A 26,763-nucleotide genomic window follows, 5' to 3' on the forward strand; every position below is an offset into this window, starting at 1 on the left:
CGACCTTAGCAGGCAATGGCGCATCTAGCATGCAAACGGCTGTCGTCTGACGGCGACAGGGTGGGTCGGGAGGGCAGCTGTCCGCCTGGTCAAGATGACGCTGCAGGCCCGCGGCGCTAGAATGTCCGGCTTTCCTTTACGCACTCTTTACCGTATTGAGGCAGTCGCCGAGGAGCAGGTCATGCAGTCCGATACACAGGCGCCGAAGGTCGGCGTGATCATGGGATCGAAGTCCGACTGGCCGGTGATGGAGCATGCCGTGGCGATGCTCGAGCGGTTGGGCGTGCCCTGCGAGACCCGGGTGGTTTCCGCCCACCGCACCCCCGACCTGCTGTTCGAGTACGCCAAGGGCGCCGCCGAGCGCGGCCTTGAGGTGATCGTCGCCGGTGCCGGCGGGGCCGCCCATCTGCCCGGCATGGTGGCCTCCCAGACCGCGCTGCCGGTGCTCGGCGTGCCGGTGGAGTCCAAGGCGCTCAAGGGCCTGGACTCGCTGCTCTCCATCGTGCAGATGCCCGGCGGCATCGCCGTGGGCACCCTGGCCATCGGCAAGGCCGGCGCCACCAACGCCGGGCTGCTGGCCGCCCAGATCGTTGGCCTGCAGGATGCGGCGGTGCGCGCCGCGGTGGAGGCCTTCCGCGCCGAACAGACGCAGACGGTGCTCGACAATCCCGACCCCCGGCCCGACAGCGAATGAAGGAGCCCACCATGAACATCGGCGTCCTGGGTGCCGGCCAGCTCGGCCGCATGCTGGCCCTGGCCGGCTACCCCCTGGCCAACCGCTTCACCTTCCTCGATACCACCGGCCACCCCAGTGCCGGCATCGGCGAGGTGATGATCGACACCGACCGTAAGCACCTCGAGTCCTTCCTGGATAAGGTCGACCTGGTCACCTACGAGTTCGAGCACCTGCCGGTCTCCCTGGTCCAGGCCATCGAGGAGGTCAGGCCCGTCTATCCCTCCAGCGAGGCGATCCGCGTCTGCCAGAACCGCGCCGAGGAGAAGGCACTGTTCGACCGCCTGGGCATCCCCACCCCGGCCTATCGCCTGGTGGAGCATGCCGACGAACTGGAGGCTGCAGCCCGCGAACTGGGCTGCCCGGTGGTGGCCAAGTCGGTCACCGAGGGCTATGACGGCAAGGGTCAGGCGGTGCTCAGGGACCCCGCCGAAGCGGCCGAGGCGTGGCGCTCGATCAACCATCCGCAGCTGATCGTCGAGGCCTTCGTCGACTTCGTGCGCGAGGTGTCGATCATCGCCGTGCGTGGCCGCGACGGCGAGGTGGCCTTCTACCCCATGGCCGAGAACCAGCACGTGGACGGCATCCTGCGTTACTCCATCGCCCCCCTGCCGGACCTGGCCGACAGCATCCAGCAGACCGCCGACGGCTATATCCGCGCGCTGCTCGACGAGCTCGACTACGTGGGGGTGCTGACCCTGGAGCTGTTCCAGTGTGCCGACGGCAGCCTGCTGGCCAACGAGATGGCGCCCCGGGTGCACAACTCCGGTCACTGGTCCATCGACGGTGCGGTGACCAGCCAGTTCGAGAACCACCTGCGTGCCATCCAGGGGCTGCCGCTCGGTGACACCGCGGCGCGCATGCCGACCTGCATGGTGAACGTGATCGGCCGCGAGGGCGACCCGGCGGCCATCCTGGCCCTGCCGGACACCCACCTGCACCGCTATGACAAGAGCGAGCGCGCCGGGCGCAAGCTGGCCCATATCAACCTGCTGGCCCCTACTCACGCCGAGCTGCTGGAGCGGGTACGGGCCTGCGCGGCGCTGCTGCCTGACGCCCCGGCACCGCGCTTCAGCTTCGAGTAGGGCGGGGTGCAGGGAGGCACCACCACGCCCGCAGTGTGGCGGGCGAGCCGTCCGGGCTTCCTGATGCTGGCGCCGCTCTGCGTGGTGCTGGGCCTTCTGCTGGCGGTGCGCCAGGGGGTGACCCCGGCAGCGCTTCAGGTGGCCCTGGTACTGCTCGGCGGCCTGCTGGCCCACGCTGCGGTCAACCTGCTCAACGAGTACGACGACTTCCGCTCGGGACTGGATCACCTGACCCTGCGTACGCCCTTCTCCGGCGGCAGCGGGGCGCTGCCCGCCGCCCCCTGGGCGGCGTCGGCGGTGCTGGCCGCGGGGCTCGCGGCACTGGCCGGGGTGGTGGCCATCGGCTGCTACTTCCTGTGGATACGGGGCTGGCCGATGCTCGCCGTGGGAGTGCCGGGGCTTGCGTTGATCGTCGCCTATACGCGCTGGCTCACCCGTTCCCCATGGCTCTGCCTGCTGGCGCCGGGGCTCGGCTTCGGCCCGCTGATCGTGTTGGGTTCCCTGCTGGCGCTGGGTGGTAAACCGGATGCCGCGGCGCTTTGCGTGGCTGCGGTGGTGGGACTTCTGGCCAGCGAGCTGCTGCTGCTCAACCAGTTTCCCGACTGTGAGGCGGATCGACGTGTCGGCCGGCGTCACCTGCCTATCCTGATCGGTCGGAGGCGTGCCTCCCGACTGGTGGCGGTATTGCTGCTGGGCAGCCAGGCGGTGGTCGGCCTGGGCGTGCTGCTCGGCGGGTTTCCCGTGGCGGCCGGGCTTGCCTGGCTGGTGCTGCCCGGGGCGCTGTGGCTGGCCTGGCGCCTGCCCGAAGTGCTGGAGCAGCGCGCCCGGCTCGAGGCGCTGATGGGGCTTAATGTGGTGGTGCTGCTGGCCAGTCTGGTGTTGCTGGCCCTGGGGCTCCGGCTCGGCTGATCCCGGCGGGGGCGCTGGGATCAAGGCCAGGCCGCCTCGCCGAGGAGCACGAGGACCGCGGCGATCGCCGTGAAGTGGGCGGGATACCAGGTGAGCCAAAGGCGACGCGGCATTGGCCACGGCATCCGGGGGATAGCGGCGTGGGTGCCGGCGGCCAGCAGCAGCACGCCCAGGCAAGTGGCGACGGTGAACGACTTGGCCAGGTCCGAGCTGTTCATCAGGCCCGCCACCATTAGCAGCGGCAGGGCGCCGACCACTGACACCAGGCGCTCCCGAGGCGCCTCGCTGCCTTGGGCGAGGCTGGCGATGGCAAGCGTGAAGGCCGGCACCACCAGCAGTCCCTCGTGGCCATACTCCACCCAGTCCCCCGCCAGGAACCAGGCCAACAGCAACAGCAGCGGCTCGCCAACCCGGTGCGGCAGTGGCAGGCCGCCGGCCCGCCGACGGGCCTCCCACCGCCGATACCAGGCCACCGCGGCCAGCCCCAGCGCCAGGGTGAAGCAGATGTTGAACTGCACCAGAGCCGCGCGGGGCATCAGCTGGTAGGGCAGCTGGGCGACCAGGCCGATCACCAGGATGCGCCGTGCGTAGCGCAGCGGGTCGCGTGTGTTGAACAGTCCGTGCCAGGCCACCATGCCGGCGAACAGCGGGAAGGCGATGCGGCCCAGGGAGGACCCCACCCAGTCCAGCCCCCAGGCGTCGGGCACGAGATAGCGCACCAGGTGGTCGAGGGTCATGGTGATCAGGGCCAGCCACTGCCCCCAGCCTGTCCAGGTCGAGGCGGGGCGGGCGAGGGTACCGGCCAGGGTGGCGTCCGTCATCGTGCCCTCCTTGGTGTGTGGCGACGGGGAAGCGGAATGGTCGCGGGAAGTGACCGCCGCTACGGCGGCGAGTTCCCGACGACGGGGCTTGCCGCTCAGGGACGGGACGCCCAGGCTTGACCTCATTCAGGGGGCGCGGGCGATGATCGTCCTCGCGTGAGGTACTGGGCACATCGGGAGGTGACCATGGAAGACTTCGATGCGGCGGCTGGCCTGGTGCTGCTGGGGCTGATCCTCGCCACCAGTATCCTGGCCGACGTGATAGCCAGCCGTACCCGGCTGCCGCGAATCTCGCTGCTGGTGCTGGTTGGCCTGGGGGTGGCGGTGGTCCAGCAGCTGGTGCTGGGCCAGGCCGAAGCAGCGCCGCTGGATGGCCTGGGGGAACCGCTGATCCAGCTGGCGCTGGTGATGGTGGCCTTCCTGCTGGGAGGCGAACTCACTGTCGAGCGACTGCGCACCACCGGACCGCTGATCGTGATCGTCTCGCTCTCGGTGATTGGCGTCGGGGCACTGCTGGTGGGGGGCGGTCTGGCGGCGCTGGGTTTCCCGCTGGCGGTGGCGGTGACGCTTGCTGCCATCTCGGTGGCCACCGACCCGGCGGCGGTCAGCGAGACGGTGCACGAGAGCGGCGACACCCGGCTGAGGGCGCGTCTGCTGCTGGGCATCGTCGCCATCGACGATGGCTGGGGCATCCTCGCCTTCGGCCTGGCCATGGCGTTGCTCGGCTGGTGGCTCTCCGGGGATGGGCAAACCGCCCTGGCCATGGCCGGCTGGGAGCTGGGCGGGGCGCTGCTGCTGGGCATGGCGATAGGACTGCCGGCGGCCTGGCTCACCGGCCGGCTGCGCCCCGGAGAGCCGACCCAGGTGGAGGCGCTGGCGCTGATCCTGCTGCTGGCTGGTTTCTCCAGCTGGCTCGAGGTCTCGGCGCTGCTGGCCGCCATGGTGGCCGGGGCGCTGGTCGCCAACCTGTCGCGCCACCACACCCGCTCGTTCAACGAGGTCGAGCATATCGAGTGGCCCTTCCTGGTGTTCTTCTTCGTGCTTTCGGGCGCCAGCGTCGACCTGCGCCATATGGATGACGCCCTGTGGTTGACCCTGGCCTATATCGTGCTGCGCCTGGCGGGACGTTACCTGGGGGGCCTGCTGGGCGTGCGCCTGGCGCGCGTGCGACAGGCAGAGCTGCCGGGCAATATCGGCCTGGCGTTGACGCCCCAGGCGGGGGTGGCGATGGGCATGGCGCTGCTGGCCGCCGAGCGCTTCCCCGAGCATGGTCCGCTGCTGCTCTCCGCGGTGGTGGGCTCGACCCTGGTATTCGAGATGGTCGGTCCGTTGCTGGTGCGGCGGGTGCTGCGCTGAAGCGGGAGAAGGGGCTGACGCAGCAGGCCGGCTCACGGGAGCCGGCCTGCCGGGGACATCATGCGGGGCCGGCTGCGCCGCCCCCCTTGGGGTTACTCTTCGCCGAAGTACCGGGCGTGGATCTCGTCGTAGGTTCCGTTGGCCTTGAGTTCGGCCAGGGCCTCGTTGAAGGTCTCGGCCAGCGCCTCGTCGCGCTTGCGGAAGGCGATGCCGAAGCCTTCGCCGAAGTACTCCTTGGGCTCGGTGATCATGTTGCCGACCACCTTGTAGTCGCCGGCGTCGCTGTCGAGCAGGGTGGACTTGCCGATCGGGAAGTCGAGGAAGACCGCGTCGAGGCGCCCCGAATCCATGTCCAGCACCATGTCGTCGGCGGTGGCATAGCGATTGACGTCGGCCACGTCGCCATACATGTCGGTGACATAGTTATCCTGCAGGGTGCCGCGCTGTACGCCGACGGTCAGGCCCTCGAGGCTCTCCTCGGAGGGGGTGCCGATCTCGGCGTCGCCGGGAGCGAACCAGGCCGATGGCGGGGTGATGTAGGGGTCGGAGAACAGCACCTGTTCACGGCGCTGCTCGTTGATGGTCATCGAGGACATGATGGCGTCGTACTTGCGCGCCATCAGGCCGGGGATGATGCCATCCCAGCCCTGCACGACCCACTCGCAGTCGATGCCGATCTCGGCACACAGGGCGTTGCCCAGGTCGATGTCGAAGCCGGTGAGCTCGCCGTCCGGTGTGCGGTACTCCATGGGCTCGTAGGGTACGTCGACGCCGATGCGGATATCGCGCACGTCGGCGTTGGCCGTGCCGGCCACCAGGGCGGCACCGATGGCGCCTAGGCCTAGAATCTTGCGTAGTTGCATGGGGTAGTTTCCCGTGTTGTTGGTGGAATCACCTTGTGGGTGATGACAGGCCAACCATAGCGGATCACCGAGTGGGCCGGAAGGGGGGAACCGGCGTGGAAGTAAACGCCAGTTCCCAACGCTCGTTTGACGCTCGCTCAGCCGCCCGCCGGCTTGAGGTGGGCGAGCAGGCGACGCTCCAGCCAGCGGAAGAAGTAGAGGATGGCGAAGGTCAGGCAGAGGTAGATGGCCGCCACGAACAGGAAGGCGTCGAAGGGCGCGTAGAAGCGTGCATAGACGAAACGTGCCGCTCCGGTGAGGTCCATGATGGTGACCACGCTTGCTATGGCGCTGGCGTGGAGCATGAAGATCACCTCGTTGCCGTAGGCGGGCAGGGCGCGACGGAAGGCGCTGGGCAGCACGATCCGGCGCAGCATGAGGCGATCGGACATGCCGTAGGCGCGCGCCGCCTCGATCTCGCCGCGGGCCGTGGCCTTGATGGCGCCGCGGAAGATCTCGGTGGTGTAGGCCGCGGTGTTGAGGGTGAAGGCGATCAGCGCCGGTACGAAGGGCTTCTCGAGGATCACCCACAGCCAGGTGTCCTGGATGCCCTCGACGAACACCACCCCGTAGTAGATCAGGTAGAGCTGCACCAGCAGTGGCGTGCCGCGGAACACGTAGCAGTAGAGGAAGATCGGCAGGCTGATCCAGCGATGCCGTGAGCCGCGGCCGATGGCCAGCGGCACCGCCGCCACCAGGCCGATCACCAGCGACAGGAACACCAACTGCACGGTGGTCACCAGCCCCTCGCCGTAGTAACCGAGGGTCTGCAGGGTGAAGATGCTGTTGTCGGCGAGCAGGGCCTCGAGCCGGCTTGTCAGGGCTTCCATCACTTGACCTCCCCGAAGCCGACGTCATAGCGCTTCTGCAGGCGGGCGAAGGCCCACTCGGAGACGCTGGCGATCAGCAGGTAGACCGCCGCGACGATGATCATGAAGGTGAAGGGTTCGCGAGTCGCCTTGGAGGCCTCGGCGGCCACCCGCACCATGTCGGAGAGGCCGATCACCGAGACCAGGGCGGTGGTCTTGAGCAGCACCATCCAGTTGTTGGAGAGCCCGGGGATGGCGTGGCGCATCATCTGCGGGAAGCGGATGCGTCGGAACACCAGCCAGGGGCCCATGCCGTAGGCGCGGCCGGCTTCGATCTGCCCGCTGTCCACGGCCAGGAAGGCGCCGCGGAAGGTCTCGCCCATGTAGGCGCCGAAGATCAGGCCGATGGTGATCACCCCCGCCACGAACTCGTTGACGTTGATGAAGATATCCCAGCCGAAGCGCGCGTAGAGCTGGTCGGTGATCGCGTTGATGCCGATCTGGCCGCCGAAGAACAGCAGCATCATCAGCACCAGATCGGGCACGCCGCGGATGATGGTGGTGTAGAGGGTGCCGATGGCGTGGGCCGTCCGGCTGCGTGACATCTTGGCGCTGGCGGTGATCAGGCCCAGCAGGATGGCCAGCACCAGCGACAGCACCGCCAGTTCGACGGTGATCAGCGCGCCTTCGGCGAGACGCGGGCCGTAGCCGTGAAGATCGATCATGGGACTCTCCTCGTGGGCCGGCTCAATGCTTGGGGGCCAGGAACTGCTTGAGGCGCTCGGAACGCGGGTTGTCGAACACCGCCTCGGGCGGGCCGGACTCCTCGATCACGCCCTGATGCAGGTAGATCACCTGGCTGGAGACATCGCGGGCAAAGGCCATCTCGTGGGTCACCAGGATCATGGTGCGCCCCTCGTCGGCCAGGTCGCGCATGACCTTCAGCACGTCGCCGACCAGCTCGGGGTCCAGCGCGGAGGTGGGCTCGTCGAAGAGCATCACCTCGGGGTCCATGGCCAGTGCCCGGGCGATGGCGCCGCGCTGCTGCTGGCCGCCGGACATCTGGGCCGGATAGGCGTCGGCGCGTTCGGTCAGGCCGACCCGCTCGAGCAGCGCCCGGGCGTGCTCGATGGCCTCCTTCTTCGGCTTGCCGAGCACATGCACCGGTGCCTCGATGATGTTTTCCAGCAGGGTCATGTGCGCCCAGAGGTTGAAGTTCTGGAAGACCATGGAGAGTCGGGCACGCATGCGTACCACCTGTTTCCAGTCGGCCGGTTCACGGCCGTGCTTCGTCTCCTTGAAGCGGATCGTCTCGCCGTGGACGATCAGGTCGCCCTCGTCGGGCTGCTCGAGCAGGTTCATGCAGCGCAGGAAGGTGCTCTTGCCGGAGCCGGAGGCTCCGATCAGGGTGATCACGTCGCCCTTGTGGGCCTCGAGCGACAGCCCCTTGAGGACTTCGGTATCGCCGAAGCGCTTGGTGATGTTGCGCACTTCCAGCGGAATCGGGGTTTCGGCCATGGGTCGGGCTCCGGGTCAGGCGTGTCGCACTGTGGGTCGGCAGGGGGGTGTCGGCCGGCCGTGACACGGGTCGGCTACGGATCGGCAAGGGGGCAAGATTCTACCTCCAGTTTATCGTTGTTATAAGACTTTCCGGCCATCCGATGGCCCGGCAAGGCCGGTCGGTCAATCGGGCGGCGGGACCGACCTGGCCAGCAGCGCCGCCCGTGCGCCGAGCTCCACCGCGGCATTGGGGAAGACCACCGACAGCGGCGTATCGCCGACGCGGGTCTCACCCCGCTCGCCATCCTCGGCGAGCAGGGTGCCGGGGGCAAACTCGGTGAAGTTGGGGGTGTCGTCGGCGAAGGCCAGGCGGAAGGCCTCGCTGTGGCGTATCAGTTCGTGTTCGACGTGGAAGAACCGCATGCGGTCAGGCGCTTCTCGCGGTGGGGCTTGGCCCGTCAGCAGCGCCGCCAGCAGGCTTGCCATGGGCGCCAGGGGGGCCAGGTCGTTGTGGCCGAAGGGCAGGGCGTGGCCCAGTTCCAGGGTGAAGGCCTGGGCGCCATGGTAGTGCTTGCTGTAATGGGAGAAGGTCCAGCTGTGGCAGTGCTGGTGCAGTACCGCCTGGATGCCCGCTCCGGCCAGCCAGTGCCACTGCTCGGCGGTGGTGCGCACGCTGTCGCTGAACGGTTCCACCGCGAAGCGCGGGTAGCGGCTGCCGCGGATGGCGGTATGCAGGTCGTAATGCAGGGGCGAGCGGTCGGCATGACGAGCGAAGAAGGCATCGACTGCGGCCATCAGCTCCCGCGCCCGCTCCGGCTCCATGCCTGTCGTGTCCAGATCACGTCGAAACAGCCGGTTGAGGTTGGTTTCGATGAAGCGGGTGCCTTGTCGGGTCGCCTGCGGACTGCCGAGGAGCACCAGCACGGGTGCACCAAGCCTCAGCTCACCTGCCGCCAGGCGCTTGAGCAGGGCGTCCAGCAGCTCCATGGGCGCCGTCTCGTTGCCATGGATGCCCACCGAGAAGATGCAGGCACGGGCGTCGGTGGCAGGACGTTCTGGCACAAGCTCAAGCAACCCCTCACCCCGTGGCACGGCGCTTCCCCCGGGTAGCGTGAAGGGCGGGATGGGCTCGCCATCCAGGCAGCGCCGGAGCCAGCTCGCCAGTGGCTCGTGGGTTGCCTGCGGAGCAGGGGGGCGCGATGGGCTCATGGGCAGGATCCTGGGCAGCGGGGATACGCTTACCTTCCTCCAGCCGGTACTGCCGGGCAAGGGGGGCGTCGATGGCATGAAAGTGATGGTGCGAGGGTGAAAGTCGCCGCCCGAGGGACCTTTGGCCTATGGGGAGGAGGCGCTGCATGGCGCTATGCTGGGTGCCGCTCACCCGTACGCCACCCATGCCCCAAGGAGCCCGCCATGCCCGCTGCCCCCACTTCGTCACACGCCTCCCTGACGGACCACTATGACGCCCCGGCCCACGCCGGTTCCGCGCCTTTGCTAGTACGCCTGGAGTCGGCCTTTCGCGCCGCGGGGTGCGACCCGGCGCGTCTGAGCCTCGACGAGGTCGCCGGCATCGACCAGTTGCACCTGGGCGGGCGCCGGGCCAGCCGTCACCTGGCGGCGCTGGGTGGGCTCGCCTCCGGGGAGCGGGTGCTGGACGTGGGCTGCGGTACCGGCGGGGCCAGCCGCCTGCTGGCCGACGAGTTCGGCTGCGAGGTGGTGGGCGTCGACATCACCGCGGCCTTCGTCGAGGTGGCCGAGTGGCTCAGCGCGATGACCGGGCTCGACCGGCAGACCCGCTTCCTGTGCGCGGATGCGGCGCGCATGCCGCTGCCCGATGGCGGCTTCGACGCGGTGTGGTGCCAGCACGCACTGATGAACATGCCCGACGTGTCGACAGTGCTTGGGGAGTGGCGCCGCCTGCTGGTGCCCGGCGGGCGGGTGCTGCTCCACGAGGTGGTGGCCGGCGACAACCCCGGGACGCTGGCGCTGCCGGTACCCTGGGCCAGCCGTCCGGCGGAGAGCCACCTGCAGACACGGGCGGAGCTGGAGGCGCGCCTGGCCGAGGCGGGTTTCGTGCTCGAGGCGCTGGAGGATGTGACCGAGTCGGCCCTGGCCTGGCGTCAGAAGCACAGCCGGCGAGAGGCGAGCGAGCCGCCTGCGGGTCCCGGGCTGCCCGGTCCGGGGCTGATCTTCGGCGAGCGTTTTACAGAGATGGGACGCAACCTGCGCGACAACCTGGCGGCGGGCAAGGTACGCATCCTGGCGGGCTGCTGGCGCCAGGCGTAGCGGGAATTTCGCTCGAGCGACAGGCGACATCTTGTCGCTCGCCGGGGTGGCTGGATATTGATCCTCGTCAAGGCGGTTCGGCCGGACGCTGCCAAGCTGAATTCAGGCATGCCGTCTGGTGGGCCGCCGAAGGGAGGAGTGCGCAATGCGGGGACAGAATTCACGATTGGGGCTGCGCTGCCTGGTGGGGCTGGTGCTGCTGTGGGCGCTGCCGGCACTGGCCAGCACCGCGGACCACAGCCAGTTTGCGGAGCTCGAGGGGCCCTTCGCCAGCGGAGAGGAGGTCACCGAGGCCTGCCTGGGCTGCCATACCGAGGCGGCCGAGGAGGTGATGGCGACCCGTCACTGGACCTGGGAGTATCACAATCCCCTGGACGGTGAGGTGCTGGGCAAGAAGAGCATGCTCAACGGCTTCTGCATCGCCGACCGTTCCAACGAGGCCTTCTGCCAGTCGTGCCATATCGGCTATGGCTGGGAGGACGAGACCTTCGACTTCTCCAACCCCTTCAAGGTGGATTGCCTCTCCTGCCACAACACCGGGGACTACAAGAAGGTGGCGGGGCTTGCCGGGCATCCCGCCTACGAGCGCACCGAGTATCCACCGGGTTCAGGCAAGTTCCATGGACCCACCGACCTGGTGGAGGTGGCCCGGAATGTCGGCCCGACTTCCCGCGAGACCTGCGGCAGCTGCCACTTCTACGGCGGCGGCGGGGATGGCGTGAAGCATGGTGACCTCGACTCCTCGCTGGTCGATGCCCACCGCGATCTCGACGTGCATATGGCGGTGGATGGCGGCGACTTCCGCTGCAGCACCTGCCACCAGACCGAGAGCCATGCGGTGCCGGGCAGCCGCATCCAGGTCTCGGCGGTGGATGACAATCGGGCGATCCGGCGCGGCGAGCAGACCGACCGCAACCCGGCCACCTGTCAGGCCTGTCATGGCAATGCGCCCCACGAGGAGGGCCCCATGGCCACGCGGCTCAACGAGCATACTCGCGCGCTGGCCTGTCAGACCTGCCACATTCCCACCTTCGCCCGCGGCGGGGTGCCCACCAAGATGGGCTGGGACTGGTCCACCGGCGGCCAGCTGGACGAGGACGGCAAGCCGTTCCAGCGCAAGGATGACGATGGTCACGTGATCTACGACAGCAAGAAGGGCGACTTCACCCTGGGCGAGAACGTGGTGCCCGAGTATGTCTGGTTCAACGGCGACGTCACCTTTACCACCACCGAGACCGAGATCGACCCCGACAACGCCCCGGTGCCCATCAATACCTACCACGGCACACCGGGCGGCGAGGACTCGCGTATCTGGCCGGTGAAGCTGTTCCACGGCAAGCAGCCCTACGACACCGTGCACAACACCCTGCTGGTGCCCCATGTGGCGATACCCGACGACTCCGCCTTCTGGTTCAACTTCGACTGGGCCAAGGCGCTGGAAGCGGGCACCGAGGCCGCCGGCCAGCCCTTCAGCGGCGAGTTCGACTTCGTCGAGACCACCATGCTGTGGCCCATCACCCATATGGTGGCACCCGATGAGCAGGCCCTGAAGTGCGGCAGCTGCCACGCAGATGAGGGGCGCCTTGCGGACGTGGAGGGCGTCTGGCTGCCGGGGCGCGATCGTCATCAACTGCTCGACCGCTTCGGCTTCGGCCTGGCCGGGCTGATGCTGCTGGGTGTGCTTGGCCACGGTGCCCTGCGCATCGCGACCCGCAACCGCCGCAAGGAGCACTGACATGAGCCAGCGAGTCTACCTCTTCACCCGCTTCGAGCGCTTCTGGCACTGGGGCCAGGCGGCGCTGGTGCTGGTACTGCTGTTCAGCGGCTTCGCCATTCGCGGCTACCACGACCTGCTCCACTTCGGCCCGGCGGTAAGGCTTCACGAGACGGCGGCCTGGCTGCTGATCGGGCTGTGGGTGTTCGCCATCTTCTGGCACTTCACCACCGGCCAGTGGCGCCAGTACATCCCCACCCTTGAGCGAATCGGTGCCATGGTGCGCTTCTATGCCTACGGCATCTTCCTCGGCGAGCCACACCCCTACCGGCAGACCCCGCAGCGCAAGCATAACCCGCTGCAGCGCCTGGCCTACCTGGGGGTGAAGCTGGTGATCAATCCGCTGGTGTGGGTCACCGGGCTGGCCTACCTGTTCTGGGAGCCGCTGCGCGAGCTGGCTCCGGCCTGGCTGGGGCTGGAGCAGGTAGCCGGGCTGCATGTGCTCGGTGCCTTCCTGATGCTGGCCTTCGTGATCATCCACGTCTACCTGACCACCACCGGCCATACGCCGCTGGCGCATATCAAGGCGATGATTACCGGCTGGGAGACGCTGCACGACGATGAGGTAATAGAACCACGGCCCCGCAAGGGCTGAGATATCGGCAAGGAAAGACCGGAGGAGAGCAGCGACGGCCACCGCGAAAGCGGTGGCCGTCGTACATGGAGGGGGAAGTGGCGTCAGCCCTTGATGCGCTCGGTGATGGCCCGTCCCATGCCCTCGGTGGTGCCGGTGCCGCCCACGTCGGGGGTGAGCACGTTCCTGTCACCTTCGGCGAGCACCGCCTCGAAGGCGGCGACGATGGCGTCGGCCGCCTCCTGGTGGCCCAGGTGCTCGAGCATCATCGCCGCCGACCAGATCTGACCGATGGGGTTGGCGATCCCCTTGCCCGCGATGTCCGGGGCGCTGCCGTGCACCGGTTCGAACAGGCTGGGGAAGGTGCCTTCCGGGTTGATGTTGGCCGAGGGCGCCACGCCGATGGTGCCGGTGCAGGCCGGGCCCAGGTCGGAGAGGATGTCGCCGAACAGGTTGCTGGCCACTACCACGTCGAACCAGTCGGGGTGCATCACGAAGTTGGCGGTGAGGATATCGATATGGAACTGGTCCACGGCGACCTCGGGGTAGTGCCTGCCCATCTCGGCCACACGCTCGTCCCACCAGGGCATGGTAATGGCGATGCCGTTGGACTTGGTGGCCGAGGTGAGCTTCTTGCGGGGGCGCGATCGGGCCAGCTCATAGGCGAACTTCAGCACTCGGTCGGTGCCGTGGCGGGTCATCACCGTCTCCTGGATCACCACCTCGCGTTCGGTGCCCTCGAACATCTTCCCGCCGACGCTGGAGTACTCGCCCTCGGTGTTCTCGCGCACCACATAGAAGTCGATATCGCCGGGCTGGCGGTTGGCCAGCGGGCTTCTGATGCCGGGCAGCAGCCGGCAGGGGCGCAGGTTGACGTACTGGTCGAAGCGGCGCCGGAACTGCAGCAGCGAGCCCCACAGGGAGATGTGGTCGGGCACGGTCTCCGGCCAGCCCACGGCGCCGTAGAAGAGGGCGTCGAAGCCCTTGAGCTGTTCGAACCAGTCGTCGGGCAGCATCTGACCGTGCTCGGCGTAGTAGTCGCAGCTGGCGAAATCGAAGTCGGTGAGCTCGATCTCGATGCCGAAGCGCTCGGCGGCGGCCTCCAGGGCACGCACGCCCTCGGGCATCACCTCCTTGCCGATGCCGTCGCCGGGGATCACTGCGATGCGCTGTGCCATGTATCTACTCCTCTTCTGTGTGCCGGGAATTCTCCTACTCTAGTGCCTGACAGGCGAGAGATAATCAGGCTAGGATGCAAGGCATTGTTGACCCTGAGTGGAGAGTCCATGGCGCCGCTTGATGACCTCGCCTTCTTCCAGCGCCTGGCGCGAGCCGGCAGCCTGACGGCGACCGCCCGCGATCTGGGACTCTCCCTGTCGGCGGTCAGCAAGCGTCTCAAGCAGCTAGAATCGCGCCTGGGGGTCAGCCTGGCCAGTCGGACCACCCGTCGCCTGACCCTGACGGCGGAGGGGGAGCGCTACCTGGCCGGTGGCGGGGCGATCCTCGACGAGCTGGCCGAGCTGGAGGAGGGCCTCAGTGCCCAGCGTGCCGCGCTCTCGGGGCCGCTCAAGGTCAACGCCACCTTCGGCTTCGGGCGCCGCCACGTTGCACCGCTGCTCTCCCGCTTCTGCGCCAGCCACCCGGGCGTGGAGGGCACCCTCGAGCTCACCAACTTCCCCATGACGCCGGGCGAACAGGGTGTGGACATCAGCATCCGGGTGGGTGCCCTGCCCGATTCGCGGCTGGTCGCCCAGCGCATCCTCGACAACCGCCGGATCCTCTGCGCGGCGCCCGCCTATGCCGAGCGGATGCCGGGCCTGGCGGAGCCGGCGGACCTGGCGAAGCATCCCTGCCTGGTGCTGCGCGAGAACGATAGCGACTTCGCGCTCTGGCGCTTCGAGCATCGCGGTGGCGAGCGCCCGGACCAGTCGGTCAAGGTCGCCGGGCCCCTGGCCAGCAACGACGGCGAGGTCATCGTCAACCTGGCGCTGGATGGCCACGGTGTCATTCTGCGTTCCCGTTGGGATGTCCAGTCGCACCTGGCGGACGGACGCCTGGTGGCGCTGCTCCCCGAGTGGCAGGGCGTGCGCGCCGACTTCCATACCGTCTATCGCCAGCGGCGCCATATCCCTGCACGGATTCGTGCTTTTGTGGACCTGCTTCGTCAGGAACTACCCGGGCGGGTGGGGTGATCTCTTTCGCAGCGGTCCCGCGTTAGACACAGCCCACCCCCTTGCCAATAATGGAGTTCGATGAGGCTCGGCACTCGCTCGGAGTGTCGCGCTGGAGCAGGACGCAGGGGGCGGGTATCCGGGTAGTGCTCACAGTGGCGGGCTAGTTACCCCAGGTCAGGAAGGTGACGACTGTTAGCATGCCCAGTTATAAGAAGGGAACTTAAGCCACAAGGCAAAGTCGCTAGAATGCAGATGGTAGTGCACAGGGCGTTGTATCACTTGGCTTTCAGCCACGATGTCGCGGCTTGCGACGGGTACTTATGGAGGTGGATCATGAACAGGATGCAAAGATCGGCGCTTGGTGCATTGGCCGTATTCCTTTTGCTGGGCCTGGCGGCGTGCTCCGGGATGTCGACCCAGGACAGGAACACTGCCCTCGGTGCGGGCGTGGGTGCGGTCGGCGGCTCGGTCCTGACGGGAGGCAGCACGGCGGGTACCGTTGGCGGTGCCGTGGTTGGCGGCGTTATTGGCCACCAGGTCGATGACGACGATGACTGATCGTTGAGAGTGGCGTAGCCGATCACCCCAATGGCGGTATCGGCTGCGCCAGCGGCTACTCTCCACAAGGTCGAACCATGTCACCGTCGCTGTTCTTCCGCCTTCCCAGGGCGGAGGGCAGGTGATCGACCGTGACATCTGATACGGTCTGACGTATCCGAACCGCCGGGCGGGTGAAGAGTGTTCAAATTGTCTACCGTCTACCCCCGTGCAGCGGAGTCCCCAGTCGTGAACGTCCTCATGTTTACCAACACCTACCTGCCCATCGTCGGCGGGGTCAGCGAGTCGGTACAGCGCCTGTCGGTGAGTCTGCGCGAGCTTGGCCACCGGGTGCTGGTGGTGGCGCCGCGCCTGGATGGCCAGCCTGAGGCGGAGAAGGACGTGGTGCGGGTGGTTGCCATGCAGCACTTCAACGGCAGCGACTTCTCGCTGCCGGTGCCGATTCCCGGCCAGCTCCACGAGGCGGTGGAGGCCTTCGACCCGGATATCGTGCACTCTCACCACCCCTTCCTGCTCGGCGACACCGCGGCGCGCACCGCCGAGACCTATGGCCTGCCGCTGGTGTTCACCCACCACACCCTCTACGAGCACTACACCCACTACGTGCCCGGCGACTCGCCTCGCATGCAGCGCTTCGCCGTGGCGCTGGCCACCGAGTACACCCGGCTGTGCGACGAGGTGATCGCGCCCAGCGAGAGCATCCGCCGGCTGCTGATCGAGCGCGGGGCCAACGCGGCGATCAGCGTGGTGCCGAGCGGCGTGGACACGCACCGCTTCGCGGCGGGCGACGGGCGAGCCTGGCGCGAGCGGCTGGGGATTCCCGAGGAGGCCTGCGTGGTCGGCCACCTGGGTCGGCTGGCCTTCGAGAAGAACCTCGACTTCCTGGCGCGCGCCGTCGGCCTGGCGCTGGGACGCGCTGAGCGCCTCCACTGCCTGGTGGTGGGGGAGGGGGAGGCGCAAGCGGCCATGGAAACGCGCCTCGAGTCGGCCGGCGTCGGCGCCAGGGTGTACTTCACCGGGCGGCTGCAGGGCCAGGCGCTGATCGATGCCTACCATGCCATGGACCTCTTCGCCTTCGCCTCCCACAGCGAGACCCAGGGCATGGTGGTGGCCGAGGCGATGGCCACCGGGCTGCCGGTGGTGGCCCTGGATGCCCCCGGGGTGCGCGAGGTGGTGCGGGACGGCGAGAACGGTCGCCTGCTGGAGGGCGATGATGCCGAGGCGATGGCCGAGGCCCTGACGGCGCTGGTCGAGCCCGCGGCGCGCTCGCCCTTGGCAGAGGGAGCGCAGCGGACCGCGGCGGCCTTCGACGAGGCGCGCTGCGCCGAGCGCTGCCTCGACGTCTACCGACGCGCCATCGCCGCCGGTGGCCCCTTCACCCATGCCGAGGAGGGGGGATGGGAGCGGGTGAGACACCGCCTGGGGGCGGAGTGGCAGATGCTCCGCCATCGTGGCAGGGTGCTCGGCAAGCTGGTCCACGCCACCTGGGAGGAGGAGCGCCCGGACTGGTGGCCCGGCGGGCCGGCGAAGTGATCAGCGCCGCCGGCGACGGTCGGCCCAGCGCTTGAGCGCCACCAGCAGCAGCATCGCCAGCAGCAGGCCTCCGGCACCCCAGGCGAGCTCGCCGCGGCTCTCGGCGGTGGCCAGCTCACCCAGCTGGCTGCCCAGCAGCGTGACCCCGGCGAGCCCGGGGGCGATCCCCAGCGCCGAGCCCACCAGATAGTCGCGCAGGCGCAGGCGAAAGGCGCCGGCCATCATGTTGGTGAGGGTGAATGGGGCCAGCGGCAGCAGGTTGACGACGGTCATGGTGCGGATGCCGCGGCCGGAGAGGTAGCGCGAGAGCCCCCTGAGGCGCTTGCCACCATGGCGCAGCAGCGCCTCGCGGCCGATGCGCCGGCCCACCCACCAGGTGACCAGCGAGGCGCCCAGGGTGCCTGCCAGGGCGTAGCCGAAGCCCCACCAGGGCCCGAACAGCAGCCCGGTCGCGCCTACCAGCAGGCTCAGCGGGAACATCACCAGCGAGGCCCCGGCGTAGACCGCCATCACCACCAGGATCGTCCAGGGCGCGTCGCGCCAGCCGGGGGCCGAGGCGGCCAGCGCCCGCAGCGCCTCCAGGGTCAGCACTCCCTCCCGGGCCAGCCACTGCCAGCCCAGCGCCAGGCTGGCGAGCAGGGCGAGGGCGACCAGCGGCAGCAGCAGGGAGCGGGGCATGGCAGGGATCTCGGCGACAGGCGGGAGAACAGCATAAGGCCCCTGCCGGCCGAGTCCAATCGTCGGCGTCGCGCCGTCGCCGCGGCGATCGCTCGCTCAGCGGCGGCTGCGGGAGAGCACCCGCAGACGCGACTCGAGCAGGTCGCGGTCCAGGTAGGTCCCCTGCAGGTGGCGGGCGCCGGTATTGGGGTCGAAGGCGCGGCGGCCATGCAGCACCCGGCGGTTGTCGAAGGCGACCATCTCGCCCGGCGCCAGGCTGAAGTCGAGCTGGAAGCGCGGCGAGTGGAGCAGCTGCCAGAAGTGGCGATAGGCGCGGTACCAGGCCGTCATGCGCTCGGCGGGCAGGCGCAGGGTATCGCGTATCCAGTTGTTGAAGCGCAACTCCAGCACGCGGCCCTCGGCGTCGCAGCCGATCACCGGTGCGCGCACGGCGATGTCGTGCGTCTCGTCCTGGAAGCGGAAGTCGATGGCCTCCTCGCTGAGTACCCGGAAGGCCTCGGGATCCGCCTCGCGCAGCGCCTCGGCGACCCGGATGCCGTCGGCGAACAGTGATTCGCCCCCCTCGGCCTCGTTCTGCAGGCAGTAGAGCAGCTGGATATCCGGTGGCTGGCGCCAGTTGGGCAGGTCGATGTGCAGCGCCAGGCCGATGGCGGTGTAGGCGGCGTTGTTGGGGTTGGGCTTGGAGCGCACGTCGAAGCGGGCGCCGAAGTTGGTGGCGCGCTGGGGACCGATGCGCTCCGCCAGGCGGCTGACCTCCTCGTCGGCCAGCGGGCCCTGGTCGATCAGCGCCAGGCCGTCGCGCAGCAGCGCCTCGAGCCAGGTCGCCTCCCCCTCCGGCGTCAGGAAGTCGGCGTGGCGCACGCGCACCGGCGTGAAGCCCTCGCGCCAGGCACGACGAGCGGGGACGGGACTCGTCGCCGGTGCCTCGGGGCGGCGCTGGTGCAGCCAGCCGGCGGCGAAGCGGCTCTCGTGGCCGTCCTCCCAGCGCAGCCACAGGTGGCCTTCCTCGATGCGCGTCTCGGGCGGCGTGGTCACCTCGTCGAGCGGCACATGCAGGCGCTCGCGGGTCTGGGGGTGGCGGCACGCCGGACAGGGGCAGTGGTCGCGCAGCCAGAGCAGGGGCAGGCGGGTGCGCGCACCGTCTTCCCAGGCCAGCGCCACCGCCTCGGCGTCGGCGCGGGCCTCGCTGAGCAGCGGCCCGGCGGGGAAGGGCGCGAGCTCGGCCATGTCGGGGGTAGTAGCAGGGCGAGCGGTGTCGGCGACAAGGCTCATGTCGTCTCCTCGGGTCAGGGGGTGGAGAGAGACGCTCAGGATGGGGCGTGGCGCTGGCAGTGACAAACGATTAATCTGGCGCCTATGACCCAATCCTGCTTATGAGTGACTTGGCCATGCCCCCCTTGCCGCCGCTGACCTGGCTGCAGGCCTTCGAGGCCGCCGCGCGCACCCTCAGCTTCACCGCCGCCGGTCGCGAGCTGGGGGTGACCCAGGCGGCCATCAGCCAGCGCATCCGCCTGCTGGAGGACCGCCTGGGCCACAAGCTCTTCGTGCGCCACCCGCGCAGCCTCACCCTGACCCCGGCCGGCCAGGCCTGGCTGCCCAGCATCCACGACGCCTTCTCGCGCCTGGCCGAGGGAACCGCCGAGGTGTTCGGCGGCGCGGCCGACCACAGCGTGACGCTGCGCACCACCCCGGTGATCCAGCAGGACTGGTTGGCGCCGCGCCTGGCGCGTCTGCGCGAGGCGCATCCCGAGGTGGCGCTGCGCCTGGTCAGCGCCATCTGGCCCGACGACTTCGGCCCCGAGGGGGCCGACATCGAGATCCGCTACGGCCACGGCGACTGGGCCGGGGTGGAAGCCCTGTCGCTGGGCGAGGAGTGGCTGGTGCCGGCCTGCGCGCCCGCCGTCGCCGAGCGGCTGCGGGCGCCGGGCGACCTGGCGGGCCATACCCTGCTGCATGCCCTGGGCTTCGGCGCCGGCTGGCCGGCCTGGCTGGAGGCGGCTGGAGTGGGCGGGCTCGAGCGCCGCTGCGACTCGCTGGCCTGCGACAACCAGGTGATGACGCTGGCGCTGGCCGCGCGGGGTGTCGGGGTCGCCCTGGCCCATCGCCGCCTGCTGGCCGAGCGCGACGACCTGGTGGTGCCCTTCGACCCCGGTCTGCCCTGCGCGGAGCGCTTCTGGCTGGTGCGGCCGAGCCGCCGCGAGGTCGGCGACGACGCCCGGCGCGTGTGGCGCTGGCTGCTCGCCGAGCGCGAGCTCAGCGTGGGGTGAAGTAGTCGCCCAGCGCCTCGAGCACTTTCTCGATGGCGTCGTCGTCGAGGTCGCGGTGAACCACCAGGCGGGTGGCGTAGAGCAGCTCGACGAGGATCCCGCGTTCGGCGAGCCAGGCGCGCAGCGGGGCGACGTGCCGCTCGGGGACGCGCAGGAACACCATGTTGGTGGCCTGGTAGGCCACCTCGAGCTCGGGGAGCGCGCGGATCCCCTCGGCCAGGCGTGCGGCGCGGCGGTGGTCGCAGGCGAGGTCGGCCACATGGTGGTCCAGCGCATGGTGGCACGCGGCGGCGATGATGCCGGACTGGCGCATGCCACCGCCGAGCACCTTGCGCCAGCGCCTGGCGCTGGCGATCAGCTCCCGCGAGCCCGCCAGGGCCGAGCCCACCGGGGCGCCGAGGCCCTTGGAGAAGCACAGCGAGACCGAGTCGAAGGGCGTGCAGAGCTTATCCAGTGAGGCGTCGCTTGCCACCGCGGCGTTGAACAGCCGGGCGCCGTCGAGGTGGGTGGCGAGGCCCTGCTCCCGGGCCAGCGCGGTGGCCGCCGCCACGTAGTCGGGGTCGAGCACGCGCCCGCCGATGGTGTTCTCCAGCGCCAGCAGGCGGGTGCGGGCGAAGTGGAAGTCGTCGGGCTTGATCGCCGCGCGGATGCGCTCCAGGGGCAGCGAGCCGTCCGCGGCGTGCTCCAGCGGCTGGGGCTGGATGCCGCCAAGCACCGCGGCGCCGCCGCCCTCGTACTTGTAGGTGTGGGCCTGCTGGCCGGCGAGGTACTCGTCGCCACGCTGGCAGTGGGCGAGCAGGGCGGCCAGGTTGCTCTGGGTGCCGCTGGGAAAGAGCAGGGCGGCGGCCTTGCCGGCGCGTTCGGCCACGGCGGCCTCGAAGCGCGCCACGCTGGGGTCGTCTCCCCAGACGTCATCGCCCACCGGGGCGGCGTGCATCGCGTCGCGCATGGCGGCGCTGGGACGGGTGACGGTATCGCTGCGCAGGTCGATCATCGGCGCCTCCTGGGGACGGGCGGTGGGTCAGTGGCGCTCGGGATGGGCCGCGAGCGGTCGCGCGTGATACTCGGCCGGCAGGCGGGCCAGCGGCGCCTGGCGGAAGTAGCGGCCGAGCAGCGCGAAGAGCGCCGGATAGGCATCATGCAACAGGTCGGGGGCGGTGAAGAAGGCCTCGCAGCACACCGCGAAGCACTCGCCGGGGTGGGTGGCGGCGTAGTCATCGATGGGGGTGGCCTCGCCGCGCGCCAGCCGCGCCTGGAGGTCGTCCCACACCGCCATGAACACCCGGTGCCACTCCCGCGGGTCGATCTCGGCGGGCAGCGGCGGGAAGCCGTCGACGTCCAGCGAGTTGCCCAGGTCGAGCTTGTGGGCGAACTCGTGGATCAGCACGTTGAACCCCGAGAAATCGCCGCTCTCCATCAGGTCGGGGAAGGCCACCACCACCGGCCCCTGGTGGGAGGTCTCGCCTGCCCGTTCGTCGTCGTACTCGTGCATCACGCCGAACTCGTCCATCTCCTCCACCCGGCGCTGGAAGGCGTCCGGCAGCACCAGCACCTCGTGGACGTTGGCGAAGGCCTCATGATGCTCCTCCTCGGGCCAGCCCAGTGTCAGCAGGCAGGCCTGGGCGGCCAGGGCAAGTCTGGCGGGGAGGTCGAAGGGGGTGGCTTCGGCGAGCTCGGGGTGCAGGGTGACGCGCTTGGCGTGCAGGAAGCGCCAGGCACGTTGGCCCAGGCGTCCGGACTCCTCCTCGGCCAGGGCGGTGAGCAGCGGCACGCGTCCGCGTGCCTCGGCCCAGGCGTCTTCGGGGAAGGGGTGGCGCGCCGCGAAGCGCGCCTCTCGCCAACGTTTCAGGCGCCCCAGCATCGGCTCAGCTCTCGTCGAGGTCGGCCCCGGACTTCCACGACCAGTCGCGCCAGCGCAGGTCGAAGAGGTCCTTGCGGCGATCCTTGAGGTTGGTTACCGAGCCCTCGTTGCGCACCATGGTCAGCCGCGTCAGGTCGAGGTCCGAGAACATGATCATCTCGGTGTTGGGGGTGGTCTCGGAGAGCACGGCGTCGTGGGGGAAGGCGAAGTCCGAGGGCGAGAAGACCGACGACTGGGCGTACTGGATCTCCATATTCTCGATGGAGGGCACGTTACCCACGCTGCCGCACAGCACCACGTAGCACTCGTTCTCGATGGCCCGGGCCTGGGCGCAGTGACGCACCCGCAAGTAGCCGTTCTTGGTATCGGTCCAGAAGGGCACGAAGAGGATGTCCATCTCCTGCTCGGCGAGCAGCCGAGGCAGCTCCGGGAACTCCACGTCGTAGCAGATCAGGATGCCGATGCGCCCGGCGTCGGTGTCGAACACCTGGAGGTCGTCGCCGCCCTCGATCACCCAGTCGCGGCGCTCCTGGGGGGTGATGTGCAGCTTGGCCTGGCGCTCCAGGGTGCCGTCGCGGTGGCACAGGTAGGCGACGTTGTAGAGGCGGTCGTCCTCGCCCACCTCGATCATCGAGCCGGCGATGATGTTGATGTTGCAGGAGACCGCCATGCGCGAGAGCTCGGTCTTGAACTGCTCGGTGAAGCTGGCCAGGAAGCGGATGGCGGCCATCTGGTCCTGCTGGGCGGCGCGGTTCTGCAGCCCCATCAGCGGGGCGTTGAACAGCTCCGGGAAGACCGCGAAGTCGCTCTTGTAGTCGGCGAGGGCGTCGACGAAGTACTCCACCTGCTGGAGTACCGCCTCCACCGAATCGAACTCACGCATCTGCCACTGCACGGCACCCACCCTCACCTGGGTCTTGCGGGTATCGAGTACCAGCTCGGCGGGCTCGTAGAGGAAGTTGTTCCACTCCAGCAGGGTGGCGTAGCCCTGGGAGCGCTCGTCCTCCGGGAGGTAGTCGCGCAGCAGGCGCTTGACCTGGAAGTCGTTGGCCAGCTGGAAGGAGAGGATGGGGTCGTGGATCTCCTTGCGCGCCACCCGGTCGATGTACTGGGTGGGGGAGAGCTCCTCGGCGTGCTGGTGGTACTGGGGGATGCGCCCGCCGGCGAGGATCGCGCGCAGGTTCAGCGAGCGACACAGCTCCTTGCGCGCGTCGTAGAGGCGCCGCCCCAGGCGGTAGCCGCGGTAGTCGGGGTGGATCAGCACGTCCAGCCCGTACATGGCATCACCCTCGGGGTCGTCGAGGATCACCTCGCGCTTGCCGATCAGGTCGTCGTACTTGTGCGGGTTGGTGAATTCGTCGTAGTCGACCCGCACGGTCAGGGCGATGCCCACCAGGCGGCCGTCATCCTCGATGACCACCTGGCCGTCGGGGAAGGACTCGATCAGCTTCTCGATGGTGTGCCGCGACCAGGCGCCGCCGATATCGTGGTAGACGGCGTCCATCAGCGACTCGAGCTGGGGGTAGTCATCCAGCGTCAGGTTGCGAAGCGTGAGGTGCAGGTCGTCGAGGGACATGGTGCATCCTTCAGGTCAGGTGGGGCAGAGGGCAGAGTCTAGCACGAGCGATCGGTGCCGCCCTGTGCCGCGACGGGCGGGCGACGCAGTGGCCGGGTCAGGGTCTGGGCCATGATCACGCCGGCCAGTATCAGCGCCCCGCCCAGGAAGTGGAACAGAGCGATGCGCTCGCCCAGGGCGAGCATGGCGATGATGGCGCTGAACAGCGGCATCAGGTTGATGAAGATGCTCGCCTGGCTGGCGCCGATGCGCCGGATCGCCAGCATCCACAGGAAGGTGGTGACGATGGAGGCGGGAATGCCGGCGTAGAGGATCAGGCCGACGTTGCTCGAATCGACCGGGGTCATGGGACCCAGCAGGTAGGGTGGCAGCAGGAAGAGTACGGCGAAGATCACCTGGCCGTAGAGCAGCACCCAGGGCGGCAGGTCGATGGGCCAGCGCTTGAGCATTACCCCGTAGAGGGCGTAGCAGGTAGCGGCCACCAGCATCAGCGCGTCGCCCTTCGCCACCGTCAACTCCAGCAGCGAGAGCGGGTTGCCGCGCCCCAGCAGGACGGACACGCCGACCAGCGCCAGGACGCCGCCGGCCACGCCGCCCAGGCTCGGCGGCTCGCGCAGGATCAGGGCGCTGAGCAGCACGGTGAGCAGCGGCACCATGGCGGCCAGGATGCCCATGTTGGTGGCGCTGGTGGTCTCGGCGGCCATATAGGCGAGCCCCTGCCACAGCCCCATGCCGAGGAGCCCCAGCACGGCGAGCTTGGGCCACTCGCGGCGGAGCGTGGCGCGGTGGCGCCAGGCGGCCGGGGCCAGGAAGGGGGTGAGCACGGCGAGCGCCAGCACCCAGCGCAGGAAGGCGATGCTGCTCGGCGCGATGGCGCCGACAGTGAGCTGGTTGATGGTCATGTTGCCCGACCAGATCAGCACGGCGCCGAGGGGGGCCAGGAAGTGCAGGGGAGACATCGCGGTTCCGTTTACGTTGAAAGGTGGCTACTCATGGCCAGGAGAGTGGATGAGCGCATGGTAAACGCAACCCGCAGCATATCCCATCGCCGCGAGAGCCCCCTTTCCTGGTTCGGCAATACCCGTCATGAAAGGCGAGAGCCCCGATGACTCGGGGCTCTCGCGTTATTGGCTGGGGGAGTGGTATCGCCATCTGCTAGATGCCGAGTTTCTCCTTGGCCTCTTCCAGTAGGGCCACCGATTCGTCGTGATCACCGGCCTGGTGGGCTTCCTCGCCGCGGGCCCGCAGGTCGCGGACCTCCTCAAGGGTGGATTCGTCGACTTCGGCGACGGTGGTGTCATCCTCCAGCGCCTGGTCGATGTCGCCCATCAGTGTCGGACACATATGCGCCCAGGCCGATGCGGAGAACAGCATGGCGGCCAGGGCGATGAGTGATTTCTTGATCATCTCGGTACCTCCCGAGCGCGGTCAGGGAAGGCATACCCAACAGGCACGCCTGCCGGGTCTCATGATGGACCCATGCCCGTTCAGTGTAGTCCGGGGTAAGGCCCCATGCTCGGGAGCGACAGCGCCCTGGATCAGCCGATGGCAGCTACCCCGGCGCGGGCGATCTGCACGTCCTGGTCGGGCTTGACGCCGGAGATGCCGACGGTGCCGGCGACCTCGCCGTCCACCAGCACCGGCACGCCACCGGCCAGCAGCGACTGCATGGGGGCGGTGACGAAGGCGGTGCGGCCGCCGTTGATCATCTCCTCGAAGGCCTGGGTCTCGCGGCGGCCGATGGCGGCGTTGTGGGCCTTCTGGGCGGCCACCTCGGCGCTGAAGGGCGGGGCTGCGTCCATGCGGCGCAGGCCGAGCAGGTGGCCGCCGTCGTCGGCCACGGCGATGGTCACGCCCCAGCCGTTGGCCTCGGCCTCCTGCTGGGCGGCATCGAGGATGGCGTTGACGTCGGTCAGGGTCAGGGCTGGCTTGGTCTTCATTAGCGGTCTTCCTCTTTGTGATGTAACGCTGTTGCAGGGGGTGGCAGTCTCGGGGCTGACTCGGCGGCAAGCCTGCGGGGAGGCGCTGTGAATACTTCCCTGTACGCTACCGACGCCTTCCCTGGCGTAGGACCTCCCCTTCGGCTTGCCCCCGAGGCCCCTCGCTCGAATGCTAGGCGGGCATTACGCGAGTGCCTCATCCACGATTTCAATCCAGTGGCGCACCTCGGTGCGGTTGGCGCCATTGAGGTGGGTCTGGCAACCGATGTTGGCGGTGACGATCACCTCGGGATTGCCGGCCTCGAGGTTGTCGAGCTTGTTGTCGCGCAGCTGCTTCGAGAGCTCCGGCTGGGTGATGGAGTAGGTACCCGCCGAGCCACAGCAGAGGTGGGCGTCGGCCACCGGGGTCAGTGCGAAGCCGAGCCGGGTCAGCACGCCCTCCACGGCGCCGCCGAGCTTCTGGGCGTGCTGCAGGGTGCAGGGGCAGTGGAAGGCGAGCCGACGGCCCTGTTTCACCTCGAGGTCGTCCAGGGCCTCGTCACGGAGCACCTCGACCAGGTCCTTCGCCAGCTCGCTCACCCGGGCGGCCTTGTCGGCGTAGTCGGGGTCGTCGGCGAGAATCTCGGCGTACTCCTTGACGAAGGCGCCACAGCCGCTGGCGGTCTGCACGATCGCCTCGGCGCCGGATTCGATATGCGGCCACCAGGCGTCGATGTTGGCCCGTGCGCGGGCGCGCCCCTCGTCCTGGGCGTTGAGGTGGAAGTCGATGGCGCCGCAGCAGCCGGCTTCGGCCACCGGAGTCAGCCCGATGCCCAGGCGATCCAGCACCCGGGCGGTGGCGGCGTTGGTGTTGGGCGAGAGCCCCGGCTGCACGCAGCCCTCCAGGATCAGCATCTGGCGGGCGTGGCGGCTACCCTCGGGGCGCTTTCCGGCATCCACCGGGGCGGGAGGCATCTTGTCCCTGAGCACGCCCGGTACCAGCGGCCTGAAGGTGAGGCCCAGCTTGAGCAGCGCCCGGAAGCGCTTCGGCTCCACCAGCGCCTTGCGCAGGCCATAGCGCAGTGCACGCTCCGATGCCTTGCGTGGCACCCGGCGCTCGACCTCGGCGCGGCCGATATTGATCAGCTTGTGGTACTCCACCCCCGAGGGGCAGGTGGTCTCGCAGTTGAGGCAGGTGAGGCAGCGGTCGAGGTGTAGCCGGGTCTCCTCGGTCACCTTGTCGCTGCCCTCGGGGGCCTCGAGCATCTCCTTGATCAGGTAGATGCGCCCGCGCGGGCCATCGCGCTCGTCCCCCAGCAGCTGGTAGGTGGGGCAGGTGGCGTTGCAGAAGCCGCAGTGCACGCAGGTGCGCAGCACCCGATCTGCCTCGCGGATATGCGGCTTCTGGAGGTCTTCCGCGGTGAAGTGCGTCTGCATGGTGGCGTCTC

27 protein-coding genes are annotated in these 26,763 nt (G+C 69.0%); 11 read left to right on the forward strand and 16 right to left on the reverse strand.

Annotation, left to right across the window (positions count from 1 at the left end):
* Nucleotides 1-181 precede the first annotated feature (181 nt).
* Genes purE through ACJ7IV_RS03470 form a run of 3 tightly spaced genes read left to right on the forward strand, consistent with a single transcriptional unit; the run spans nucleotide 182 to nucleotide 2,727 of the window.
* Nucleotides 182-694, forward strand: a complete 513-nt coding sequence (gene purE, locus ACJ7IV_RS03460) for a 5-(carboxyamino)imidazole ribonucleotide mutase (protein WP_483865777.1) — start codon at nucleotides 182-184, stop codon at nucleotides 692-694.
* Between the two features lie 11 nt (nucleotides 695-705).
* Entirely contained in the window at nucleotides 706-1,818 is a 1,113-nt protein-coding gene (locus tag ACJ7IV_RS03465; protein WP_483865778.1) for a 5-(carboxyamino)imidazole ribonucleotide synthase, read from the forward strand.
* Nucleotides 1,819-1,824: 6 nt separating this feature from the next.
* On the forward strand, nucleotides 1,825-2,727 hold the full coding sequence (locus tag ACJ7IV_RS03470) for a prenyltransferase (RefSeq protein WP_483865779.1): 903 nt from the start codon (nucleotides 1,825-1,827) through the stop codon (nucleotides 2,725-2,727).
* Between the two features lie 20 nt (nucleotides 2,728-2,747).
* Here ACJ7IV_RS03470 and ACJ7IV_RS03475 read toward each other — a convergent pair whose 3' ends face one another.
* On the reverse strand, nucleotides 2,748-3,548 hold the full coding sequence (locus ACJ7IV_RS03475) for a TraX family protein (RefSeq protein ID WP_483865780.1): 801 nt from the start codon (nucleotides 3,546-3,548) through the stop codon (nucleotides 2,748-2,750).
* Between the two features lie 186 nt (nucleotides 3,549-3,734).
* On the opposite strand from ACJ7IV_RS03475, the gene ACJ7IV_RS03480 reads away from it, so the two are divergent.
* On the forward strand, nucleotides 3,735-4,904 hold the full coding sequence (locus tag ACJ7IV_RS03480) for a cation:proton antiporter (RefSeq protein WP_483865781.1): 1,170 nt from the start codon (nucleotides 3,735-3,737) through the stop codon (nucleotides 4,902-4,904).
* Between the two features lie 92 nt (nucleotides 4,905-4,996).
* Here the strand turns inward: ACJ7IV_RS03480 and ACJ7IV_RS03485 are convergent, their stop codons facing one another.
* The 5 genes from ACJ7IV_RS03485 to ACJ7IV_RS03505 form a co-directional block, all read right to left on the reverse strand.
* Nucleotides 4,997-5,767 carry a transporter substrate-binding domain-containing protein gene (locus ACJ7IV_RS03485; protein WP_483865782.1) on the reverse strand — a complete coding sequence of 257 codons (771 nt, stop codon included), beginning with the start codon at nucleotides 5,765-5,767 and terminating at the stop codon, nucleotides 4,997-4,999.
* A gap of 137 nt (nucleotides 5,768-5,904) precedes the next feature.
* The gene (locus ACJ7IV_RS03490) at nucleotides 5,905-6,636 is read right to left on the reverse strand and encodes an ABC transporter permease (protein ID WP_161430765.1); all 732 of its coding nucleotides are present in this window, start codon (nucleotides 6,634-6,636) and stop codon (nucleotides 5,905-5,907) included.
* Nucleotides 6,636-7,340, reverse strand: coding sequence for an ABC transporter permease (locus ACJ7IV_RS03495; RefSeq protein ID WP_161430768.1), 705 nt, complete (start codon nucleotides 7,338-7,340; stop codon nucleotides 6,636-6,638). Before ACJ7IV_RS03495 ends, ACJ7IV_RS03490 begins: the two co-directional genes overlap by 1 nt.
* A gap of 22 nt (nucleotides 7,341-7,362) precedes the next feature.
* Nucleotides 7,363-8,133: an ABC transporter ATP-binding protein gene (locus ACJ7IV_RS03500; protein WP_161430769.1), complete on the reverse strand. Its 771-nt coding sequence runs from the start codon at nucleotides 8,131-8,133 to the stop codon at nucleotides 7,363-7,365.
* Between the two features lie 165 nt (nucleotides 8,134-8,298).
* Nucleotides 8,299-9,324: a succinylglutamate desuccinylase gene (locus ACJ7IV_RS03505; RefSeq protein WP_483865783.1), complete on the reverse strand. Its 1,026-nt coding sequence runs from the start codon at nucleotides 9,322-9,324 to the stop codon at nucleotides 8,299-8,301.
* A 204-nt stretch (nucleotides 9,325-9,528) separates the two neighbouring features.
* On the opposite strand from ACJ7IV_RS03505, the gene ACJ7IV_RS03510 reads away from it, so the two are divergent.
* The 3 genes from ACJ7IV_RS03510 (at nucleotide 9,529) to ACJ7IV_RS03520 (ending at nucleotide 12,770) form a co-directional block, all read left to right on the forward strand.
* A complete protein-coding gene (locus ACJ7IV_RS03510) occupies nucleotides 9,529-10,401 on the forward strand; it encodes a class I SAM-dependent methyltransferase (protein WP_483865784.1) in 873 nt (290 codons plus the stop codon).
* A 145-nt stretch (nucleotides 10,402-10,546) separates the two neighbouring features.
* On the forward strand, nucleotides 10,547-12,136 hold the full coding sequence (locus ACJ7IV_RS03515) for a tetrathionate reductase family octaheme c-type cytochrome (RefSeq protein WP_483865785.1): 1,590 nt from the start codon (nucleotides 10,547-10,549) through the stop codon (nucleotides 12,134-12,136).
* Nucleotide 12,137: 1 nt separating this feature from the next.
* Nucleotides 12,138-12,770: a cytochrome b/b6 domain-containing protein gene (locus ACJ7IV_RS03520; RefSeq protein ID WP_161430777.1), complete on the forward strand. Its 633-nt coding sequence runs from the start codon at nucleotides 12,138-12,140 to the stop codon at nucleotides 12,768-12,770.
* Nucleotides 12,771-12,853: 83 nt separating this feature from the next.
* Here the strand turns inward: ACJ7IV_RS03520 and ACJ7IV_RS03525 are convergent, their stop codons facing one another.
* Entirely contained in the window at nucleotides 12,854-13,927 is a 1,074-nt protein-coding gene (locus ACJ7IV_RS03525; protein ID WP_483865786.1) for a tartrate dehydrogenase, read from the reverse strand.
* A gap of 108 nt (nucleotides 13,928-14,035) precedes the next feature.
* Between ACJ7IV_RS03525 and ACJ7IV_RS03530 the strand changes: the two genes are divergently transcribed.
* The 3 genes from ACJ7IV_RS03530 (at nucleotide 14,036) to ACJ7IV_RS03540 (ending at nucleotide 17,014) form a co-directional block, all read left to right on the forward strand.
* On the forward strand, nucleotides 14,036-14,941 hold the full coding sequence (locus tag ACJ7IV_RS03530) for a LysR family transcriptional regulator (protein WP_483865787.1): 906 nt from the start codon (nucleotides 14,036-14,038) through the stop codon (nucleotides 14,939-14,941).
* Nucleotides 14,942-15,256: 315 nt separating this feature from the next.
* Entirely contained in the window at nucleotides 15,257-15,481 is a 225-nt protein-coding gene (locus ACJ7IV_RS03535; RefSeq protein WP_483865788.1) for a glycine zipper 2TM domain-containing protein, read from the forward strand.
* A 228-nt stretch (nucleotides 15,482-15,709) separates the two neighbouring features.
* Nucleotides 15,710-17,014 carry a glycosyltransferase gene (locus ACJ7IV_RS03540; RefSeq protein WP_483865789.1) on the forward strand — a complete coding sequence of 435 codons (1,305 nt, stop codon included), beginning with the start codon at nucleotides 15,710-15,712 and terminating at the stop codon, nucleotides 17,012-17,014.
* On the opposite strand, the gene ACJ7IV_RS03545 is transcribed toward ACJ7IV_RS03540, so the two are convergent.
* Both ACJ7IV_RS03545 and ACJ7IV_RS03550 read right to left on the reverse strand, forming a co-directional pair.
* Nucleotides 17,015-17,692 carry a TVP38/TMEM64 family protein gene (locus ACJ7IV_RS03545; protein WP_483865790.1) on the reverse strand — a complete coding sequence of 226 codons (678 nt, stop codon included), beginning with the start codon at nucleotides 17,690-17,692 and terminating at the stop codon, nucleotides 17,015-17,017.
* Nucleotides 17,693-17,788: 96 nt separating this feature from the next.
* A complete protein-coding gene (locus ACJ7IV_RS03550) occupies nucleotides 17,789-18,964 on the reverse strand; it encodes a TauD/TfdA family dioxygenase (RefSeq protein ID WP_483865791.1) in 1,176 nt (391 codons plus the stop codon).
* A 116-nt stretch (nucleotides 18,965-19,080) separates the two neighbouring features.
* Between ACJ7IV_RS03550 and ACJ7IV_RS03555 the strand changes: the two genes are divergently transcribed.
* Nucleotides 19,081-19,959 carry a LysR substrate-binding domain-containing protein gene (locus ACJ7IV_RS03555; RefSeq protein WP_483865792.1) on the forward strand — a complete coding sequence of 293 codons (879 nt, stop codon included), beginning with the start codon at nucleotides 19,081-19,083 and terminating at the stop codon, nucleotides 19,957-19,959.
* Here ACJ7IV_RS03555 and ltaE read toward each other — a convergent pair.
* The 7 genes from ltaE to glcF form a co-directional block, all read right to left on the reverse strand.
* On the reverse strand, nucleotides 19,946-20,953 hold the full coding sequence (gene ltaE, locus ACJ7IV_RS03560; RefSeq protein WP_483865793.1) for a low-specificity L-threonine aldolase: 1,008 nt from the start codon (nucleotides 20,951-20,953) through the stop codon (nucleotides 19,946-19,948). The two genes, ACJ7IV_RS03555 and ltaE, sit on opposite strands and share 14 nt — an antisense overlap.
* 27 nt (nucleotides 20,954-20,980) lie before the next feature.
* Nucleotides 20,981-21,820, reverse strand: coding sequence for a M90 family metallopeptidase (locus ACJ7IV_RS03565; protein WP_483865794.1), 840 nt, complete (start codon nucleotides 21,818-21,820; stop codon nucleotides 20,981-20,983).
* A gap of 4 nt (nucleotides 21,821-21,824) precedes the next feature.
* Nucleotides 21,825-23,396, reverse strand: coding sequence for a GNAT family N-acetyltransferase (locus ACJ7IV_RS03570; protein WP_483865795.1), 1,572 nt, complete (start codon nucleotides 23,394-23,396; stop codon nucleotides 21,825-21,827).
* A 38-nt stretch (nucleotides 23,397-23,434) separates the two neighbouring features.
* A complete protein-coding gene (locus ACJ7IV_RS03575) occupies nucleotides 23,435-24,355 on the reverse strand; it encodes a DMT family transporter (protein WP_483865796.1) in 921 nt (306 codons plus the stop codon).
* A 196-nt stretch (nucleotides 24,356-24,551) separates the two neighbouring features.
* A complete protein-coding gene (locus tag ACJ7IV_RS03580; RefSeq protein ID WP_483865797.1) occupies nucleotides 24,552-24,803 on the reverse strand; it encodes a hypothetical protein in 252 nt (83 codons plus the stop codon).
* A gap of 131 nt (nucleotides 24,804-24,934) precedes the next feature.
* The gene (locus ACJ7IV_RS03585; RefSeq protein WP_483865798.1) at nucleotides 24,935-25,336 is read right to left on the reverse strand and encodes a GlcG/HbpS family heme-binding protein; all 402 of its coding nucleotides are present in this window, start codon (nucleotides 25,334-25,336) and stop codon (nucleotides 24,935-24,937) included.
* A gap of 183 nt (nucleotides 25,337-25,519) precedes the next feature.
* Nucleotides 25,520-26,752 (reverse strand): glycolate oxidase subunit GlcF, encoded by a 1,233-nt coding sequence (glcF, locus tag ACJ7IV_RS03590; protein ID WP_483865799.1) that lies wholly within the window; start codon nucleotides 26,750-26,752, stop codon nucleotides 25,520-25,522.
* Nucleotides 26,753-26,763 lie beyond the last annotated feature (11 nt).

Source organism: Halomonas sp. C10-5 (genome assembly GCF_057169305.1).